The following is a 17,322-nucleotide window of genomic DNA, read 5'->3' as shown; positions in this document are numbered from 1 at the left end:
AGTGTGGCCATCCAATGACCGATTGCGACAGCAGTCGGGAATGAAGTCCCTCCCACAATTGCGACAGCCAGCGATGCGCGTCGCCATTACACCGACCGCGGCAACAGTTCCAACCCCTGGATCTCGCGAATCCCCAATCCCGGCGCCTCGCCGATGCGGATCTGCGCCTCGTCGAATTGCACCCCGCCCACCACCGGATCGAACGCCCCCAGCGACGGGCCGTCCAGGTCGACCTTGGTGATGACGTCCGCGCGCGCCACCGCCAGGTGCGCCGCCGCGGCCACACCGATGCTCGATTCGAGCATGCAGCCGATCATGCACGGCACCCCGTACACCGCCGCGATATCGGCGATGCGCAATGCGTTGGACAGGCCGCCGGCCTTGACCAGCTTGATGTTGACGATGTCTGCCGCGCGCCGCTGCAGCAGCGCGATCGCCTGCGCCGGCGAGAACACGCTTTCGTCGGCCATCACCGGGGTCTGCACGCGCTCGGTCACGTACTGCAGGCCGTCCACGTCGCCGGCCTTGACCGGCTGCTCCAGCAGTTCCAGCGTGACCCCGGCATGTTCCAGTGCGTGCATCGCCTGCACCGCCTGCTTCGGCGTCCAGCCCTGGTTGGCGTCCAGCCGCAGTTGCGCGCGATCGCCGACCGCGGCATGGATCGCCTTGACCCGTGCGATGTCCTCGGCGAGATCGGTGCCGATCTTGATCTTCAGCGCCACGAAGCCGCGCGCCAGCGCCGACAGCGCGTCGGCCACCATCGTGTCCACGGCATTCACGCTGATGGTCAGGTCGGTGGTCAGGTGCGGCGTGCCGCCGCCGAGCAGGCGGTACAGCGGTGCGCCGTGCTGCTGCGCCCACAGGTCGTGCACGGCGATCTCCAGCGCCGCCTTGGCGCTGCTGTTGTGCTCCAGCGCGCCCTGGATCAGGCCGCGCAGGCGCTGCAGGTCGGCGATGTCCTCGCCGATCAGGCGCGGTGCCAGGCAGCGCTCGATCGCCGCGATGATCGCTCCATGGGTGTCGCCGGTGATCGGCGGCGTGGCCGGGGCGCTGCCATGCCCGATCCGGCCATCGTCGGTGTGGACCATGACCACCACGTCCTCGATCGCCTGCACGGTGCGCAGCGCGGTCTTGAACGGGGTCTTCAGCGGCACGCGCAGCATGCCCAGGCGGATCTCGGTGATCTTCATTCGGCGGTCGGCGCGCGCAGGCGCTGGATGCGGGTGATGCGGTCGATGAACGGCGTGCCGTCGCCTAGCAGCAGCGATTCCAGTGGCGTCACCGACACGCCGTTGAGGCGCACGCGCTGCAGCTGGCCGGCGGCGTTGCGGTAGCTGGCGCCGGCCACGTCGTGGATCACCCAGGTCTGGCCGTCTTCGTGGCCGATCACCAGCATCACGTGGCCGGGGATATAGACCAGGTCGCCGACGCGCAGTTGCGCCAATGCCTGCCGCCGCTGCGGCAGCGGGTCGCTGGCGGTGTAGGGTACCGACATCAGTGCGGGGCTGCGCGCCTGGTCGCCGGTGTTGCGCGGCAACTCGATGCCGAGGCTGCGATGCAGGTCGACGACGAAGCCGCTGCAGTCGCGCGCGTCGTAACTGTTGCCCCAGCCGTAGCGTTCGCCGAGGAACTTGAACGCCTGCTGCAGCAGCATCTGCGGCGTGGCCGGCAGCGGCGCCTCGGCGACGTCGGCGCTGCGCGGTATCAGCGCCGGCACCAGTTGCAGGCGTCCGTCGCGGTCGCGCAGCGGCAGCTGCACCACGTAGGCGGCCAGCGGCGACTGCCCGTTGACCACGTTCTGCGGCGGCCAGTCGCGCAGCAACGGCAGCGCGCTGCCCATGTCCAGGGCCACCTGCGAGGCGGCCGGCAGGTCCGGGGTGAACACGGTGGCCACGCGCGCACCGGTGACCAGTAGCCGCGGCGTGCGCTGCGCGTACGCCAGCACGCTGGCGCGGTCGCTCTCGGCCACGCGGTTGCGGGCGATCCAGGCAGCGTAGTTGTTCGCCAGCACGAACAGCCACTGCCCATCGGCGCTGGCATGCAGGATTGCCACCGGGCTGCCTGGATACAGCGCCGATTCCTGGAAGCGGTCGATGTCGCGATCGTCGCGGTCGCTGAACACGCGCTCGGCGGTCGGGAAGCGCCGCAGGTCGGCGCGTTGCACCACCAATGCATAGCGCGGCTGCACCTGCGCCGGCAGCGCGTCCAGCGCCAGCGCGCGCTGCAGCGCCTGCAATCGCGCGGCGTCCAGTACGCCGCCCTGGCTGTCGTACAGCGTGCGCGACGGTGGCGCCGACAGCGCCAGGATCTGCGCGCGCACCTGCGCGGCGGGCAGTTGCGTCGGCAGCGCGGCCAGGTCGTGCATCGACGCATCGTCGCGCAGCAGCCGGGCGTTGAACGCGGCGCGCTGCGTCGCCTGCAGCAGTGGCGGCGAGGCCGCCGGCAGCCGTGCGATCCAGTGTTCGGCCTGCAACTGCGCCGGTTGTGCCTGCAGCGGCACGGGCTCGGTGGCGCGTGCCGTGGCGATGGCGCCGCTCGCCGCCGCGGCGAGCAACAGGCACAGGCCGCGCATCGTGATCATGGGAACCCACTGTCTGGAAAGAAGGTCGGCGTGCGCTACACGCCGACGCCAGGATCTTCGATTCCCGGTTTTTTCCTGTCAAGGCGCTGCGTTGACAGGTTTTGCGAGCGCGTGTTACACCCGACTGCATAGGGGGGCGCGTGGCGATGGCGCTGGGGAACGTGCAGGCACCGCACGGCAGCGCCGCGTCCGCTCGGCAAGATGCAGGAACCCGCAACACGATGGCCGCGTGCCGCGCACGGGTCATCGCCGTGTGCGTGGACGCCAGGGACAGGCGCTCGGCCGTGGCCGCGCCCGCGGCGTTCGCGCCATCCACCCGCGCCAGCAGGAGAGCCGCGTGCCCATGCGAATCGTTCGTCGTCCTTTTCCCTTGCGGTCCGTGCGCGTGGCGCTGGCGTCGCTGACGACGCTGGTCGCGGCCTTGCCGGCCGCGGCGCAGGAACAGGCGGCGACGCCGCGCGATCTCGATGCGGTGCTGGTCACCGGCTCGCGCATCGCCCGCGCGCAGGTGGAAGGCCCGGCGCCGGTCACCGTCATCACCGCCGAGGACATCCGCAAGCAGGGCTTCGCCACGGTGTGGGAATCGCTGGGCACGCTGACCCAGTTCAGCGGCAGCACCTTCAACGAGAGCGACCAGACCGGCAGTTCGCCCAATGGCCAGTACCTCAACCTGCGCGGGCTGGGGCCGGGTTACCAGTTGATCCTGCTCAACGGCAAACGCATGGCCGATTATCCGCAGCCCTACGGCGCCAACGGCACCGCGGTCAGCCTGGGCAGCATTCCGGCGGCGGCGGTGGAACGCATCGAAGTGATGAGCGGCGGCGCCTCGGCCATCTATGGCTCCGATGCGGTCGCCGGCGTGGTCAACATCATCACCAAGCGCGATTTCCAGGGCGACAGTCTGCGCGTGCGTGCCGGCACCACCACCCGCGGCGGCGGCGATAGCGGGCAACTGCAGTGGACCGGCGGGCGCCGCGGCGACGGCTGGAGCGTCACCTACGCCTTCGAGCGGCTGGATCGCGAACCCATCGTGGCGCGCCAGCGCAGTTTCATGGATTCCTACGACGACCATCCGGCCAACAAGGCCGATCCCAGCTCGCCCAACGTGTCCATCTCCGGCGTGTACCTGCGCCGCGGCACCACCTATCTGTGGCCGCAGGCGGGCGCGCTGTCGACCTCGCCGCAGGCGCTGGCCGCGGCCTGCGCCGCCACCAATCCGGCGTTCCGGGCCTACCGCACCAGCGACAGCCTGCCCGCGCCCAACCGCTGCGGTGCGTTCGACTACTACACGGGGCGCTCGGTGCAGAACGGCTACGGCAAGACTTCCGCCTACCTGGCCGGCGATGCCGAACTCGGCCACGACGTGGTCGCCTATGCGCAACTGCTGGCCAACCGCGCGCAGGACAAGAGCTCCAGCCAGACCCACTACTACATCGGCGAAGGCGCGTTCACCGCCTACGATCCGGACCTGGGGCTGGTCACCGCGCAGCGCATCTTCCTGCCGGACGAGGTCGGCGGGATCAAGACCATCGACTACGACGAGCGCAGCTGGAACCTCAACGCCGGCGTGCGCGGCAAGGCCTTCGGTGGGCGCTTCGACTGGGATGCCAGCGTGTCGCTGTCGCGTTACGACATCACCACGCGGCGCCCGCGCTTCCTCACCAACGCGGTGCGCGATTACTACTTCGGGCCGGTGCTGGGCTATCGGCCGGACGGCACCGAAATCCGCCGTGTGCGCCCGGACCGGTTGTTCGCGCCCGGCAGCCCGGCGTTGTACCAGCAGCTCACCACCGAGGTGGTCAGCCGCGGCGAATCGGCCACCGACCAGGCCCAGTTCGTGGTCAGCGGCGACCTGTTCGAGCTGCCGGCGGGCATGGTGCAGATCGCCACCGTGCTGGAAGCCGCGCGGCAGACCTACGACCTGCAGCCCGATCCGCGCACCACCGTCGACTACACCGGCAGCGAGCGCATCTACAACCTTACCCAGACACCCGGCGGCGGTCCGCGCAAGCGCTACGCCGCCGGCCTGGAACTGCGCGTGCCGATCGCCAGCCGGCTCAGCGCCACCCTGGCCGCGCGCTACGACGCCTACGACGACATCACCGCGGTCGATGGCGCAGCGACCTGGCAGGCCGGACTGGAGTGGCGCCCGTTCGACACGCTGCTGCTGCGCGGCAGCCATGCCACCAGCTTCCGCGCGCCTGACCTGCTGTGGATCTACGCCGGCACCAGCGCCAACAATCCCACCGTGGTCGACGAATACCTGTGCCGCCGCGACGGTCTGGATCCGTTGTCGGCGGCCTGCGCGAGCGCGCACGAGTATCAGACCTTCTCCACCCAGGCCTCCAATCCGCTGCTGCGCGAGGAGACCGGCAAGTCGACCACGCTCGGCGCGGTGTGGGATGTGCTGCCGGCGCTGTCGCTGAGCCTGGATTACTACCGCATCGAACTCAAGGGCCGGGTCGAAGCCATCTCCAGCGAAACCCTGTTGGAGAACAACGCCAACTGCCTGCTCGGCCGCGACCGCGCCGGCGCCGCGGTGGACACCGCCTCGGCGGCCTGCCGCTTCTACCTGGACGCGGTGACGCGCAGCCCCGGCACCGACCTGACCAGCGAAGGCCAGATCACCGCGTTCAAGACCTTCCCCATCAACCAGTCGCTGATGCGCACCGACGGCGTCGACGCCAGCCTGCGCTACGACCTCGACCTCGGCGCCTGGGGCACGCTCGGCCTGCAGGGCGGACTGACCCGGGTGCTGCGGATGGAGGTGGCGCAGTTCGCCGGCGCCCGCCCGGTGGACGTGATGAACGACGTCGATTACCTGGCGTTCCGCACGCGCAGCAACTGGCGTGCGAACTGGAGCCGCGGCGACTGGTCGGCCAGCGTGTACGGCTACCGCTACGGCTCGCGGCCCGACTACGCCGAGCGCGGCCGCGTGGCGCCCTACCTGGTGTGGAACCTCGACCTCGCCAAGCAGATCACCGACAAGGCGACCATCGGCCTGAGCGTGCTCAACGTGTTCGACGCGCTGCACCCACGCGACGACACCTACACCACCTGGCCGTACTTCCCGCGGGTGTACAGCGCGATCGGCCGGCAGTGGTACGTCAACTTCAACTACCGCTTCTGAGTGCGCGGCGGTGAGCGCCGACGTGCGCCTGCACGCCACCGCCGCACCGATTGCGTACGCTTGTGCGTCCCCGACCAGGATGTGCCCATGACCCGCGTTCCCGTGCCGTCCCCATCCGCCGTGCGCCGGCTGCTGTTGCTGGGCACGCTGGCGTTGCTCGGGGCCTGCGCGCACGCGCCGCAGCGCAATCCGCTGGCCACCTGGGTGCCGTCGCCGAACTACGACGCGCGCCGGCCGATCCTGATCGTCATCCACTACACCGACCAGCACTCGGTGCAGCAGAGCCTGGATACGCTGCGCTCGCACAACAGCAAGGGCAAGGTCAGCGCGCACTACCTGATCGGCCGCGACGGCACGCGCTACCAACTGGTCGCCGACCAGGACCGCGCCTGGCACGGCGGCGCCGGGCGCTGGGGCACCATCACCGACATCAACTCCGCCTCGATCGGCATCGAACTGGACAACGACGGCAAGACCCCGTTCGCACCGCAACAGATCGACAGCCTGCTGGTCCTGCTCGAGGACCTGTGCACGCGCCTGCGCATCCCGCGCACCCAGGTGGTCGGCCACGAGGACTTCGCGCCCTCGCGCAAGGTCGACCCGGGCCCGCTGTTCCCGTGGAAGCGACTGGCCGACGCCGGCTTCGGCCGCTGGCCGGCCGCCGACACGCCGCCGGCGCCCCCCGGCTTCGATCCGTGGCAGGCGCTGGCGCTGATCGGCTATCCGGTCGACGACCGGGCGGCGACCCTGCGCGCCTTCCACCACCACTACCGCGGCAACGACGCCACCGCCTTCGACGCCGAAGACCTGCGCATCCTGTACGCGCTGACCCAGCCGCTGCTGGCGCGGCCGCAGCCGGTGCCGGCGATGGAGCCGGACGCGCCCTGAGCCGGGGCGCTGCGGCCTGGGCGCCGGTCCCGGCGGCGTGCACGCCTGTCACTTGGCGTCGCCGCGGTTCTTGGTAGCATCGCGCGCCAACGGACTCCAAAGGACGCAGTGCGATGAGGCGAGGAACCACGGCCCTGTGGGCGGCAACCTTCCTGCTGTTGGGCGGGTGCAAGGACAAGGCCGCCGATGCGCCGGCCGCGGCGCAGACCCCGGCGACGGCGAGCGCGCCCGCATCCGCCGCGCCCGCCGACGCGAGCGCCGCGGCGCAGCCGGCCGCCGCCGAGGTGCCGGCACCAGGCCAGGTGCTGGCCGACATCTACGGCGCCAAGGGCGACGGCTCGGCGTCCTACGCCATCGACAACGGCGCGGTGGCCAGCTTCTGGTACGGCTACCGCTTCGACCTCGGCGGCAAGCAGTACTACACCGGGTTCGCCAATGCCACCGGCGGCAAGTACGCCAAGCCCGGGGACCAGGCCGGCGACCAGGACCTGCCCGACCCGGCCGCCACGGTCAGCATCAGCCAGGCCACCTACGTGCTCGACAGCGCCGGCGGCAAGCCAGCCTGGACCCTGTTCCACGCGCAGCGCTGGGCCGGCGATTTCGGCTCCGACGGCAAGGCCGACACCCTGGACGAACAGCGCAAGCCGCAGAGCACCGAGACCAAGGATGGCCACCTGCTGCTGGCGCTGCCGACCACCCGTTTCGCCGACGGCATCACCAGTGCCGGCTTCGCGGTGTTCACCTTCGACCCGAACAAGAACGACCTGGGCGACTACAAGGGCTGGGTGTACCTGGGCACGGTCGCCGCCGGCGAGGACAACAGCGCCGCGTGCGACGACCAGGGCACCATGAAGTGCGCCACCAGCACCGGCACGCTGAGCTTCGTGCCGCCGGCCAGCGGCAATGTGCCGTCGCTGCGGATCGCCCTGCAGGGCACGGCGGTGGAAGGGCCGGGCAAGGTGCGCACGCTGGGCCCGGCCGACGCCGTCACCTACACCTACGACCCCGCCAAGCAGCACTACACCCCGCCGCTGGACCGCTGAACGGACGGCGCGCGGATGTGACGCGGCGCGCGCGGCAGCGGTGGTTTCGGGCGTAGGACCTGGTTTAAGATGCGCCCCACGGGGCCTGATGATCAGGCGAGTCATTCGCGAGCGGCATGGGATGCTGCACTCGCCCGAAATGCCGGCGTGGATTGCCGGCGTGCGGTTCGCCATGCGCGACCGCCATCACCGCCCCTGCTCGGGGCCGGCGTGCACGTCACCTTGTTCCGTCCGAAGCTGCGCCTGCGGGGAGTGTGCTCTCCGTGCAGCGCGCCGCGTCCGCGTCGTGCGCCGCCTGCGTCACGCCGGCCGCGGTAGCGGGGCGCATCGGAATGTGCAGGTGGGTTCTTCCGGCTTCTTCACCGAATACAGGATGTTCTGGACATGTCGAACGACAACAAGCGCGCCGCTCCCGAAGTGCCACCCGATGCGGGCAGCGTGCTGTACCTGATCTACGGCTGGGACGGCGATGGCGCCGTGTCCTACGAGATCGACAACGGTGCCGTGGTGAATTTCTGGGGCGGCCGGCATTTCGAGCTGGACGGCAAGCAGTACTACACCGGTTTCAGTTACGCCACGCCGGGCCGGTACGGCATCGACGATGCGGAAACCTTCCCGAACCCCGGCGAGGGCGTCTCGCTCGGTGCCGCGACCTTCCAGCTGACCACCCCGGGCGGCGAGCGGCCGTGGATGGTGCTGCATGCGCAGCGTTACGTCGGCAGCTTCGGCGCCTACGCGCGCGCCGATGCGTTCGATACCACCCGCGCGCCGCAGCAGCATGCGCTGGGCGATGGCCGGTTGCTGCTGGCCGTGCCGACCACCCGCTTCGAAAACGGCATCACCGAAGCCGGTTTCGCCATGTTCGTGTTCGATCCGAACCGGCACGACCTCGGCGATTACCGCAGCTGGGTCTACTGCGGCACGGTGGCGGCCGGCGAGGACAACGAGGCGGCCAGCGACCCGGACGGCGTGGTGCCGCACGTGTCCAGCACCGGCGCTCTGGAATTCCAGGCGGTGCCCGGCCAGCACATGCCGGCGCTGCGGGTGGCGCTGCACGGCACCGCGATCGCCGGTCCCGGCCGCGCGCGCCTGCTCGATGGCAGCGACGTGCTGCAGTACGCCTACGACCCGGACAGCGGCCAGTATCAGCCGACGCCCGTCGCATGACTCCACGGCGCGCGGCGGCGCGCCGGTGACGCAGCACCCGATGTTCCGCAGTACGCAATCGTTCTGTTGACCGCGCACTAACAAGCTCATGGACGAGCTCGGTTGACCCAGGCGGCCGCGATGGCCGTACCTCAACCTCAAGGAGTTACACGAGATGGCACGCGATACCACCAAGGCAGAGAATCTCGACATCATCGAGCGGGAAGCCAGGCAGCGGCAGATTCCGGTCGACGATTTCATGCGTTTCGCCTACATCGAAACCGGCGGCCGCTTCGACGAGCAGGCCAGCCGCGGTCCCAACAGCGCCAAGGGCCTGTTCCAGTTCACGCCCGGCGCCGCCAGCGCCTACGGCATCCGCGGCCGCGAGCTCGACGCGGTGGCCAACACCGATGCCGCCGCGCGCATGTACCAGGACAACCGCAACAGCCTGACCCGCCAGCACGAGCGCGACGGCCGCGCCTACCTGTCCGGCAAGGCGCAGCCCGACGGCCTGGACATGTACATGGCGCACCAGCAGGGCGCCGGCGGCTATCGCTCGATCCAGGCCGCGATCGCCACCGGCCACTTCGAGCTGAAGGGCACCCGCGCCAACATCCTCAACAACGTCCCCGGCGAAAAGGATGCGCAGGGCGCGCGCCAGTTCCAGGCCTACACCGGCACCTCGCTGGCCGACTTCAAGAAGCTGTCCGACCAGGACATGGCCAAGGCCTTCGTGAAGTACTGGGACGCCAAGTACGACCACATCGCGATCCCGGAAAAGGGCATCAAGCCGCTCGCCGAGGGCCAGGCCGCCCAGGCGCCCGCGCGCACGCCGGCACCGGCCGGCGGCAAGCAAGGCGGCCACGACGGCATCGCGCTGACCGCCGCCTACGACCTGGGCGTCAAGCACGACGACGTGAAGTACGCGATCAACGTCAAGAGCAGCAAGTACTACCACCCCGGCGTGGACGGCAAGCATCTGTCGCAGGGCTACATCGACTGTTCCGGCTGGGTCACCGAGCTGCAGAACGCGACGATGAACGAGATCAACCGCAAGGCCGGTCGCGATGTGTTCGCCCAGAAGGACATGCTGGTGCAGGGCATGACCGGCTCCGGCGAGATCGTCAAGAAGGCCTACGACAGCTCCGGCGTGCTGCTGCAGGGCAAGGACGTGTTCAAGCCCGGCGCGCTGAAGGAAGGCATGGTCATCGGCGTGGATTCGGGCAAGACCGCGCACGAGCACTGGAAGGGCATCGACCACATCATGATGGTCGTGCGCGATCCCAAGAGCGGCGAACTGCTGGTCAGCCAGTCCACCGGCAGCAAGGGCGTCAACACCATGCCGCTGGACGACTATCTGGCCACGCATCAGAACGCCAAGCTGTTCGCCTCCGATCCGCTGGCCAAGGGCCGCGACCTGCTGCAGGACCGCCAGCAGACCCAGGCGCAGACGCAGGGCGCGCAGGAGCCGCGCACGGCGCTGAAGCCGGGCGAGCAGGGCGCCGACGTCAAGGCGATGCAGCAGCGCCTGATCGAACTGGGCGTCAAGGACGACCAGGGCAAGCTGCTCAGCGGTACCGGCTACTACGGCGATCGCACCAAGGAAGTGGTCGCCAACCTGCAGCGCGAGAAGGGCCTGGCGGCGACCGGCATCGCCGACAAGGCCACCCTGGAGGCGATCGCCAAGCAGCCCGCGCCGGCCAAGGCGGAGGCTGCGGCGCTGGCCGACAACCCGCTGTACAAGCAGGCCATGGACCACCTGCAGAAGCAGGGACCCAACGGCGGCTTCAAGAGCGCCGAAGAGATGCAGCGCGCCGCCGGCCAGGTCGCGTTCGAGGCCAAGGTCAGCGGCATGAACCGCATCGACGACCTGGTGCTCAGCGGCGACCGCCGCGGCCTGATCGCCGTGCAGCGCAATCCCGACAATCCGCACGACGTCAATCGTGCCTACGTGGACAGGCAGCAGGCCGCGGCGGTGCCGCTGGAGCGCAGCCAGCAGCAGCTGGCCGCCGAAACCCAGCGGCAGACGCAGGAGCAGGCGCAGCAGCCGGATCCGCAGCGCGAAAAGACCCAGGCGCCGCGCTGATCGGTCTCGCGGCAACGGCCGCCGTCGCGCGTTGCGCGGCGGTGGTCGTGCGTGGCGATGTCGAGCGCTGCGCAAGACCGCCGCGCATGCGCCGGCGCGACATTGCCCAACGCCGGCCAAACACGATCGCCTGCCATCGCGGCGTGCGATGGACAGTGTGCACGACGATCGATTAGAACCTCGCCTTCCCGCTCGCGCAAACGACAAGGACGCATTCCGACCATGGCCATCGCCAAGGCGTTCCAACACTCTTCCCTGCTGCTGTTGTGCGTGGCCGCCGCCGCGTGCAGCGCGCCGTCTTCCACACCCGGCCAGGCGCAGGCACCGGCCGCTCCGGCGGCGGACACTGCGGCCGCCGCGTCCCCTGCCGCCGCGCACGATGCCGGTACCCAGGCCGATGCGGGCGCCGCCACGCCGGCCGCACCGGCTGCGGCACCCACCCCTTCCACCGCTTCAGGAGATTCCCCCGTGCTGCGACCGTCCTACGACACCTGCATCACCGCCGCCGGCGGCGCGACCCCGGCGATGCTGGACTGCATTTCCGACGAACACGCCTACCAGGACCAGCGCCTCAACACCGCCTACAAGGCGGCGATGGCCAAGCTCGGCGAGGCCGAGCAGCACGCGCTGCGCGAGCGGCAGCGCAAGTGGATCGCCGAGCGCGACGAGAAGTGCGTCGCCGATCCGGATGGCGGCCAGGCCGAGCGCGTGGATGCGGCCGAATGCCGGCTGGAAATGACCGCGCACCGCGCCGACGAACTCGAAGCGCACTGATTTCACCCCTGTATCGAACCCGACGCGCGGCGCTTTCCACGCCGCGCGTCCTGCCAAGGAGAACGCGATGAGCGACAAGGATTGGGAACTGGGCCAGACCTCCAAACACTACGAGACCGGCGGCCGCGGCGCGTCGACCGTGTCCTCCGGCGTCGACGACCCGGGCGGCGTGTCCTACGGCTCGTACCAGATGACCTCGCAGACGACGACCCGTGAGGGCAAGGTCATCAACGGCGGCACCGTCGCCGCGTTCGTCAAGGACAGCAAGTACAGCGACGACTTCGCCGGCCTCAAGCCGGGTTCGGACGCGTTCAGCGCCAAGTGGAAGGAACTGGCCAAGACCGACCCCGGCTTCGGCCAGGAACAGCACGACTACATCAAGCGCACCCACTTCGACAAACTGGTCGACCGGCTCAAGGACAAGGGCATGGACCTGTCCGACCGCGGCCCGGCGGTGCAGGACGCGATGTGGAGCACCGCGGTCCAGTACGGTCCGGGCAGCGACAAGAAGCCGGGCGGGTCCGGCGTGTTCCTGCGCGCCATGGAAGAGAAGTTCGGCAAGCAGGCGGATCTGTCCAAGATTTCCGACAAGGAGATCGTCAGCGCGGTGCAGGACTACAAGGCCGAGCACGTCAAGGAGCTGTTCCCGCGCGTGCACAAGCAGAAGACCCTGGACTCGCTGGAGAATCGCGCCGAGAACGAGAAGGCCGACCTGCTCAAGCTGGCCGACCTCGGCAAGACCGTGGCCAAGCCCGGCGAGCAGCGCGACGGGCACACCGCGCCGAAGCCGCACGACGGCCATCGCGAGCCGGCCGCGCACAACGGCGTGCTGGCGCGCAATGCGCAGGGCGAGGCGGTGAAGGGCCTGCAGGAGAAACTGGCCACGCTCGGCTACCTGGAGGCCAAGGATGCGATCGGCACCTACGGCCCGAAGACCGAAGCGGCGGTGGAGAAGTTCCAGCAGGACCAGCACCTGAAGGGCGTGGACGGCAAGGCCGGCCCGGAGACGCTGGGCGCGCTCGACCGCAGCGTGCAGCGGCAGCAGGATTTGGAGCAACTGCGGCGCGACAGTCCGCTGTTCGACCAGGCGGTCGCGCAGCTGGAAAAGCAGGGGCGCAACGGTGGCTACGGCGACCGCGAGTCCATGCAGCGTGCGGCCGGGCAGTTGGCGTTCGAGGCCAAGGTCAGCGGCATGTCGCGCATCGACGACCTGGTCGCCAGCACCGATGGCCGCGGCATGATCGCGGTGCAGCGCAATCCGGAGAACGCGCACGACGTGCATCGCGCGTATGTCGATCGTCAGCAGGCGGCGACCGTGCCGCTGGAGCAGAGCCAGCAGCAACTGGCGGCCGAGACCCAGCGCCAGGCGCAGGAGCGGCAGGTGCAGGACCAGCAGCGCACCCAGACCCAGTCGCAAGCCCCCGGGCGCTGAGTCGCCCCGCGCAGGGCGGTCATCGGCACGCGCCGCTGGCCGCCCTGCCTTGCGCAGTTCGCATCGCGCGTCGTTGCAGGCGCGCGGCAGGACAGCGGCCGCGGCCATGGCCTATGCTGCACACATGTCGCATGACCGCTTCTGCCGCCACCTTTCTCCGTCGCGCCCCGGGCGCCGGGCTGGCGCACTGCGCGCAGTGGGCCTGACGCTCGCGTTCGCCGTCGTGCCTGCTACGTTCGCGGTGGAACCGACCACCTCGCCGGCGACCACGCCGGAACAGGCGGGACTGGTCGACGTGCACACGCTGGCGCCGGACATCGCGATGGACATCCGCTACGCCGGCCACGACAACTTCACCGGTCGCCCGGTGCCCGGATACGACGCACCCAAGTGCTATCTGCTGGCGCCGGCCGCGAAGGCCTTGGCGCAGGTGCAACGCGACCTGCAGGCCAAGGGCTACCGCCTGCAGGTGTTCGACTGCTATCGGCCGCAGCGGTCGGTGCGCGCCTTCGTCGCCTGGGCGCGCGATCCGCAGGATCAGGTCGCCAAGGCGCGCTACTACCCCAAGCTCGACAAGGGCGTGCTGCTCGGCGACTACATCGCCGAACACTCCGGCCACAGTCGCGGCGCCACCGTCGATCTGGGTCTGCTGGACTGCCGCCAGGGCGCTTGCCGCGCAGTGGACATGGGCACCGGCTTCGACTTCTTCGACCCCAGCGCACACACCGACACGCCGGCCATCGACGCCACCCAGCGCGGGCATCGTCAGCAGCTCCTGAAGGCGATGGCCGCGCGCGGCTTCGTCAACTATCCGATGGAATGGTGGCACTACACCTTCCAGCCCGAGCCCAGCCCCGGCGTCGCCTTCGACGTGCCGGTGCGCTAGCGCCTCCTCGTCTTCGCCACGGACCACCCATGACCGGCACGCACCAGTTCGTCGACCTGCAATGCCCTTACTGCGGCGAATGGATCGACGTCGCCCTGGATCCGTCGGTGGACGTGCAGCAGTACGTGGAGGACTGCCAGGTGTGCTGCAAGCCGATGCTGATGACGGTGCGCTGGGACGAGGACGGCGCGCCGGTGGTGAGCGCGATCGCCGAAAACGCCAGTTGATCCGCGCGCCGGCGCGGTGCCTCGTACGCCGATGCGCGACACGCTCTAGACTTGCGGCCTTGCCGACCGAGGACACTCGATGAACCTGCCGCTGCATTTCGGCCTGCTGGGCTCGCTGGAAGCCGGGCTGATCGCCTTGGCGGTCGGCTTCCTGGTGTATGCGCTGTGGCAATGGCTGGGCCGGCGGCTGGGCTGGTCCGAGGGCCAGCAACTCGGCGGCGCCTGCCTGATCGCGGTGGCGGTGGCGGCCGGGATCGACTGCTGGAACCTGTTCTACACCAGCATCGTGCGCCTGGAGTCGCCGCTGTACGCGCGCATCGCCCTGGCCAGTATCCACGATCCGGACGAACTGGGTTCGCGGGTGGTGCTGGAAGTGGCCGGCGCCCTCTCCGGCGTGGCCCTGGCGTGGGTCGTATTCAGGGCGCGTTCAAGCGAAAACGCCGGCGACGGCGGTCACGAAACACGCTGAAACAGACGTTTTCTTTCTGCAATCCAAACGTCTTGAATGGTCGCCTTACCGCGTGCTCACCGATCCCTAACCAGCGCGGTAACGCGCTGCGCGGACGCCGTGGTTAACGAAGCGTTTTTCGGCGAATTTCGACAGGGAATGGATTCAGTCTGAGACCGGCACGGTAGCGCCGTGTTCCGGAATCGACCGGACATGCCACACCGAGAGAGCCAAGGAGAATCCACCCATGAACATTCGCACCCGCACCCCGCTGATCGGTACCGCCGCCCTTCTCGCCGCCGCGCTGGCCCTGCCGGCGTTCGCCCAGGACGCGCAGGCCGATGCCGCCGCGCAGGCGCAGACGCAGTCGTCCACCAGCGCCACCGGCCAGAGCGGGCAGGCCGGCGCGGCCTCCGGCGGCGCCCAGACCTGGGCCGACGTGGATGCCGACAAGGACGGCGCCATCAGCAAGCAGGAGGCGCAGGTCAACGCCGGCCTCAGCCAGATCTTCGCGCAAGCCGACGCCAACCACGACGGCAAGCTGACCCCGGACGAGTACAAGGCCTACGTCGCCAAGCAGCAGGGCGGCGCGGCGACCGGCAGCGACAGCAACGGCGGCCAGTAACCGGAGCGGTACCGGCAAGGCGGTCGCGCGGCGATGAGGACGCGCGCCGCCTGGCCGGGGCCGACCCTGGTGTACCACGAGCGACCCTGGTGTACCACGAGCCTCGTGGTGCACGCTGACGCTTCACCACGACGGCGGCCTTGGGCCGCCGTCGTGCGTTGTGCTGCAGGACAGTGCCTGTCGTCTATTGGTCGGCGACCCGCTGCTATGCTTGGCGGATGATGCCGACACCTACCGCCTTGCGTTCCTCTCCCATCGCCCTGGTCGGCTTCGACGGCGACGACACCCTGTGGAAGAGCGAGGACTATTACCGCGACGCCGAGGCCGCGTTCGAAGCCATCCTCGGCCAGTACCTGGACCTGCAGGACGCCGGCACCCTGCAGCATCTGCTGGCGGTGGAGCGCCGCAATCTCAAGGTCTTCGGGTATGGCGTGAAGGGCATGACCCTTTCGATGATCGAAGCGGCGATCGAGCTGACCGAGGCGCGCATTTCCGCGCACGACATCGGGCGCATCGTCGAGATCGGCCGCGCCACCCTGCAGCATCCGGTGGAGGTGATCGCCGGCGTGCGCGAGGCGGTGGCGGCGATCGCGGCCGAGTTCGAGATCGTGCTGATCACCAAGGGCGACCTGTTCCATCAGGAAGCCAAGATCGCGCAGTCCGGCCTGGGCGAGCTGTTCCCGCGTATCGAGGTGGTGTCGGAGAAGGATCCCAAGACCTACGCCAAGGTGCTGTCCGAGTTCGGTATCGGCGCCGAGCGCTTCGTGATGATCGGCAACTCGCTGCGCTCGGACGTGGAGCCGGTGATCGCGCTCGGCGGCTGGGGCATCCATACGCCGTACACCACCACCTGGGCGCACGAGGCCGAGCACGGGCTGTCGGCCGACGAACCGCGCCTGCGCGAAGTGGCCGCGGCCGCGGACTGGCCGCAGGCGGTGGCCGATCTCAACCGGCATGCGGCGAGCCTGCAGCGGGGCTGAGCCGCTGCCGCGTCAGGCGGCGTGGTGTACCGGCCTCTGGCCTTGTCGCGTAGGAGGGACTTCAGCCGCGACACCGCCGAGCCTGCGGTGCACATCCCTGCCAGCGTGCCGCGCTGACAGCGCCCACTGCCTCCGGCAGAATCGACGCATGCCTCCGCTTCCGTCTCCTGCCGGTCTGTTCCTGTGCGCCGCCCTGTTGGCTGCCGGCCCGGCCATGGCGCAGGGGACGGCGGCGCCCGCGCGCGCCCCTGCCTCAGAGGGCGGGGATGCGGCACCGGTCGAGGTGCCCGGCACCGATGATGCCTGGATCGATCGCCAGTTGCTGGACATCGACCGCTACGCCGCGCGCTATCCCGACAGTTTCCTCGACGAGGTCGCGCGCTACGCACAGATGCCGCGCGGCTATGCCGAGGTGCTTCTGCGCGATCGGCGCTGGCCGCCGCGCGATGTCTATGTCGCCGCGTTCCTGGCCAAGGCCGCGGGACGGCCTTACCGCGAGGTGGTGCGCGCCCGCACCGCGGCCGGCGTCCCGGCCGGCTGGGCGGCGGTGGCGAGCGGCCTGGACGCGCCGCCCGGCTCGCTGGCCTACCGCGCGCTGCGCCATGCCATCGTCGCCAGCTACGACCACTGGGACCGGCCGATCGTGCTGGACGCGCTATTGCGCCGGCAACTGGGCGACCGCGCCGCGGCGCAGCCCCAGGACGGATCCAAGCGCACGCAATAAGCGCGGGGGAGCACAACGACACAGAGCGGCCGCCTGCACGTTCGCCCATGTCGTTGCGCGAACCTCCCGTGGCCCTGCACGGCACGCAGGCGACGTTATGCATCCACTTCAGCGCGCACGAGCCCCTCTCCCCCCGGGAGAGGGGTTGGGGTGAGGGTCGGGGCGCGCAGCGCCCCAGGCAGTTTGGGTGCACGAGGCTGCGCCCGGACCCTCATCCGCCCCTGCGGGGCACCTTCTCCCGGCAGGAGAAGGAGACAGCGGTGCCGGCCACTCGCGTGCCGCACCGGTACGCGCCGCCCATTCATCCACACTGGCCGCGCCGCCGCCGCGGCGCGAGAATAGGCGTTCTGCC

At 69.9% G+C, this 17,322-nt stretch carries 15 protein-coding genes; 13 read left to right on the top strand and 2 right to left on the bottom strand.

All coding sequences use genetic code 11. The features are described from left to right. Nucleotides 1-86 precede the first annotated feature (86 nt). On the bottom strand, nucleotides 87-1,190 hold the full coding sequence (locus SLW52_RS11435; RefSeq protein WP_295918068.1) for a dipeptide epimerase: 1,104 nt from the start codon (nucleotides 1,188-1,190) through the stop codon (nucleotides 87-89). Then, complete coding sequence (locus SLW52_RS11430; RefSeq protein WP_320740097.1) at nucleotides 1,187-2,581, bottom strand: SH3 domain-containing protein; 1,395 nt, start codon at nucleotides 2,579-2,581, stop codon at nucleotides 1,187-1,189. The genes SLW52_RS11435 and SLW52_RS11430 overlap by 4 nt, the downstream gene beginning before the upstream one ends. A 343-nt stretch (nucleotides 2,582-2,924) precedes the next feature. Here SLW52_RS11430 and SLW52_RS11425 point away from each other — a divergent pair, with 343 nt between their 5' ends. From SLW52_RS11425 to SLW52_RS11365, 13 genes are all read left to right on the top strand, one after another. Next, on the top strand, nucleotides 2,925-5,711 hold the full coding sequence (locus SLW52_RS11425) for a TonB-dependent receptor (protein ID WP_320740098.1): 2,787 nt from the start codon (nucleotides 2,925-2,927) through the stop codon (nucleotides 5,709-5,711). 87 nt (nucleotides 5,712-5,798) lie between these two features. After that, nucleotides 5,799-6,599, top strand: coding sequence for an N-acetylmuramoyl-L-alanine amidase (locus SLW52_RS11420; RefSeq protein ID WP_150410112.1), 801 nt, complete (start codon nucleotides 5,799-5,801; stop codon nucleotides 6,597-6,599). Between the two features lie 113 nt (nucleotides 6,600-6,712). Continuing rightward, entirely contained in the window at nucleotides 6,713-7,642 is a 930-nt protein-coding gene (locus tag SLW52_RS11415; protein ID WP_267121843.1) for a hypothetical protein, read from the top strand. A gap of 384 nt (nucleotides 7,643-8,026) precedes the next feature. Next, on the top strand, nucleotides 8,027-8,809 hold the full coding sequence (locus SLW52_RS11410; RefSeq protein WP_017910732.1) for a hypothetical protein: 783 nt from the start codon (nucleotides 8,027-8,029) through the stop codon (nucleotides 8,807-8,809). A gap of 154 nt (nucleotides 8,810-8,963) precedes the next feature. Then, nucleotides 8,964-10,874 carry a peptidoglycan-binding protein gene (locus SLW52_RS11405; RefSeq protein ID WP_320740100.1) on the top strand — a complete coding sequence of 637 codons (1,911 nt, stop codon included), beginning with the start codon at nucleotides 8,964-8,966 and terminating at the stop codon, nucleotides 10,872-10,874. Nucleotides 10,875-11,096: 222 nt separating this feature from the next. Next, nucleotides 11,097-11,648 carry a lysozyme inhibitor LprI family protein gene (locus tag SLW52_RS11400; protein WP_267100217.1) on the top strand — a complete coding sequence of 184 codons (552 nt, stop codon included), beginning with the start codon at nucleotides 11,097-11,099 and terminating at the stop codon, nucleotides 11,646-11,648. A gap of 67 nt (nucleotides 11,649-11,715) precedes the next feature. Next, nucleotides 11,716-13,080, top strand: coding sequence for an XVIPCD domain-containing protein (locus tag SLW52_RS11395; RefSeq protein WP_320740101.1), 1,365 nt, complete (start codon nucleotides 11,716-11,718; stop codon nucleotides 13,078-13,080). Between the two features lie 196 nt (nucleotides 13,081-13,276). After that, nucleotides 13,277-13,966: a M15 family metallopeptidase gene (locus SLW52_RS11390; protein ID WP_043094414.1), complete on the top strand. Its 690-nt coding sequence runs from the start codon at nucleotides 13,277-13,279 to the stop codon at nucleotides 13,964-13,966. Nucleotides 13,967-13,995: 29 nt separating this feature from the next. Beyond that, entirely contained in the window at nucleotides 13,996-14,193 is a 198-nt protein-coding gene (locus tag SLW52_RS11385; protein WP_010340161.1) for a CPXCG motif-containing cysteine-rich protein, read from the top strand. A gap of 79 nt (nucleotides 14,194-14,272) precedes the next feature. After that, nucleotides 14,273-14,662 (top strand): hypothetical protein, encoded by a 390-nt coding sequence (locus tag SLW52_RS11380; RefSeq protein ID WP_017910737.1) that lies wholly within the window; start codon nucleotides 14,273-14,275, stop codon nucleotides 14,660-14,662. 226 nt (nucleotides 14,663-14,888) lie between these two features. Next, on the top strand, nucleotides 14,889-15,266 hold the full coding sequence (locus SLW52_RS11375; RefSeq protein ID WP_017910738.1) for a hypothetical protein: 378 nt from the start codon (nucleotides 14,889-14,891) through the stop codon (nucleotides 15,264-15,266). Between the two features lie 221 nt (nucleotides 15,267-15,487). Continuing rightward, a complete protein-coding gene (locus SLW52_RS11370) occupies nucleotides 15,488-16,246 on the top strand; it encodes an HAD family hydrolase (RefSeq protein WP_039729194.1) in 759 nt (252 codons plus the stop codon). 148 nt (nucleotides 16,247-16,394) lie between these two features. After that, nucleotides 16,395-16,970, top strand: a complete 576-nt coding sequence (locus SLW52_RS11365; RefSeq protein ID WP_267093423.1) for a hypothetical protein — start codon at nucleotides 16,395-16,397, stop codon at nucleotides 16,968-16,970. The last annotated feature ends 352 nt before the right edge of the window (nucleotides 16,971-17,322 follow it).

The sequence above is a fragment of the Xanthomonas sp. LF02-5 genome (assembly GCF_034105325.1).
GTDB lineage: Bacteria > Pseudomonadota > Gammaproteobacteria > Xanthomonadales > Xanthomonadaceae > Xanthomonas_A > Xanthomonas_A sontii.
This window is presented reverse-complemented; position numbering and strand designations above follow the sequence as displayed.

What these genes read in the sequence shown, in the direction of transcription:
- SLW52_RS11435 (WP_295918068.1), bottom strand. Translation starts at nt 1,190, where the DNA reads ATGAAGATCACCGAGATCCGCCTGGGCATGCTGCGCGTGCCGCTGAAG.
- SLW52_RS11430 (WP_320740097.1), bottom strand. Translation starts at nt 2,581, where the DNA reads ATGATCACGATGCGCGGCCTGTGCCTGTTGCTCGCCGCGGCGGCGAGC.
- SLW52_RS11425 (WP_320740098.1), top strand. Translation starts at nt 2,925, where the DNA reads ATGCGAATCGTTCGTCGTCCTTTTCCCTTGCGGTCCGTGCGCGTGGCG.
- SLW52_RS11420 (WP_150410112.1), top strand. Translation starts at nt 5,799, where the DNA reads ATGACCCGCGTTCCCGTGCCGTCCCCATCCGCCGTGCGCCGGCTGCTG.
- SLW52_RS11415 (WP_267121843.1), top strand. Translation starts at nt 6,713, where the DNA reads ATGAGGCGAGGAACCACGGCCCTGTGGGCGGCAACCTTCCTGCTGTTG.
- SLW52_RS11410 (WP_017910732.1), top strand. Translation starts at nt 8,027, where the DNA reads ATGTCGAACGACAACAAGCGCGCCGCTCCCGAAGTGCCACCCGATGCG.
- SLW52_RS11405 (WP_320740100.1), top strand. Translation starts at nt 8,964, where the DNA reads ATGGCACGCGATACCACCAAGGCAGAGAATCTCGACATCATCGAGCGG.
- SLW52_RS11400 (WP_267100217.1), top strand. Translation starts at nt 11,097, where the DNA reads ATGGCCATCGCCAAGGCGTTCCAACACTCTTCCCTGCTGCTGTTGTGC.
- SLW52_RS11395 (WP_320740101.1), top strand. Translation starts at nt 11,716, where the DNA reads ATGAGCGACAAGGATTGGGAACTGGGCCAGACCTCCAAACACTACGAG.
- SLW52_RS11385 (WP_010340161.1), top strand. Translation starts at nt 13,996, where the DNA reads ATGACCGGCACGCACCAGTTCGTCGACCTGCAATGCCCTTACTGCGGC.
- SLW52_RS11380 (WP_017910737.1), top strand. Translation starts at nt 14,273, where the DNA reads ATGAACCTGCCGCTGCATTTCGGCCTGCTGGGCTCGCTGGAAGCCGGG.
- SLW52_RS11375 (WP_017910738.1), top strand. Translation starts at nt 14,889, where the DNA reads ATGAACATTCGCACCCGCACCCCGCTGATCGGTACCGCCGCCCTTCTC.
- SLW52_RS11370 (WP_039729194.1), top strand. Translation starts at nt 15,488, where the DNA reads ATGCCGACACCTACCGCCTTGCGTTCCTCTCCCATCGCCCTGGTCGGC.
- SLW52_RS11365 (WP_267093423.1), top strand. Translation starts at nt 16,395, where the DNA reads ATGCCTCCGCTTCCGTCTCCTGCCGGTCTGTTCCTGTGCGCCGCCCTG.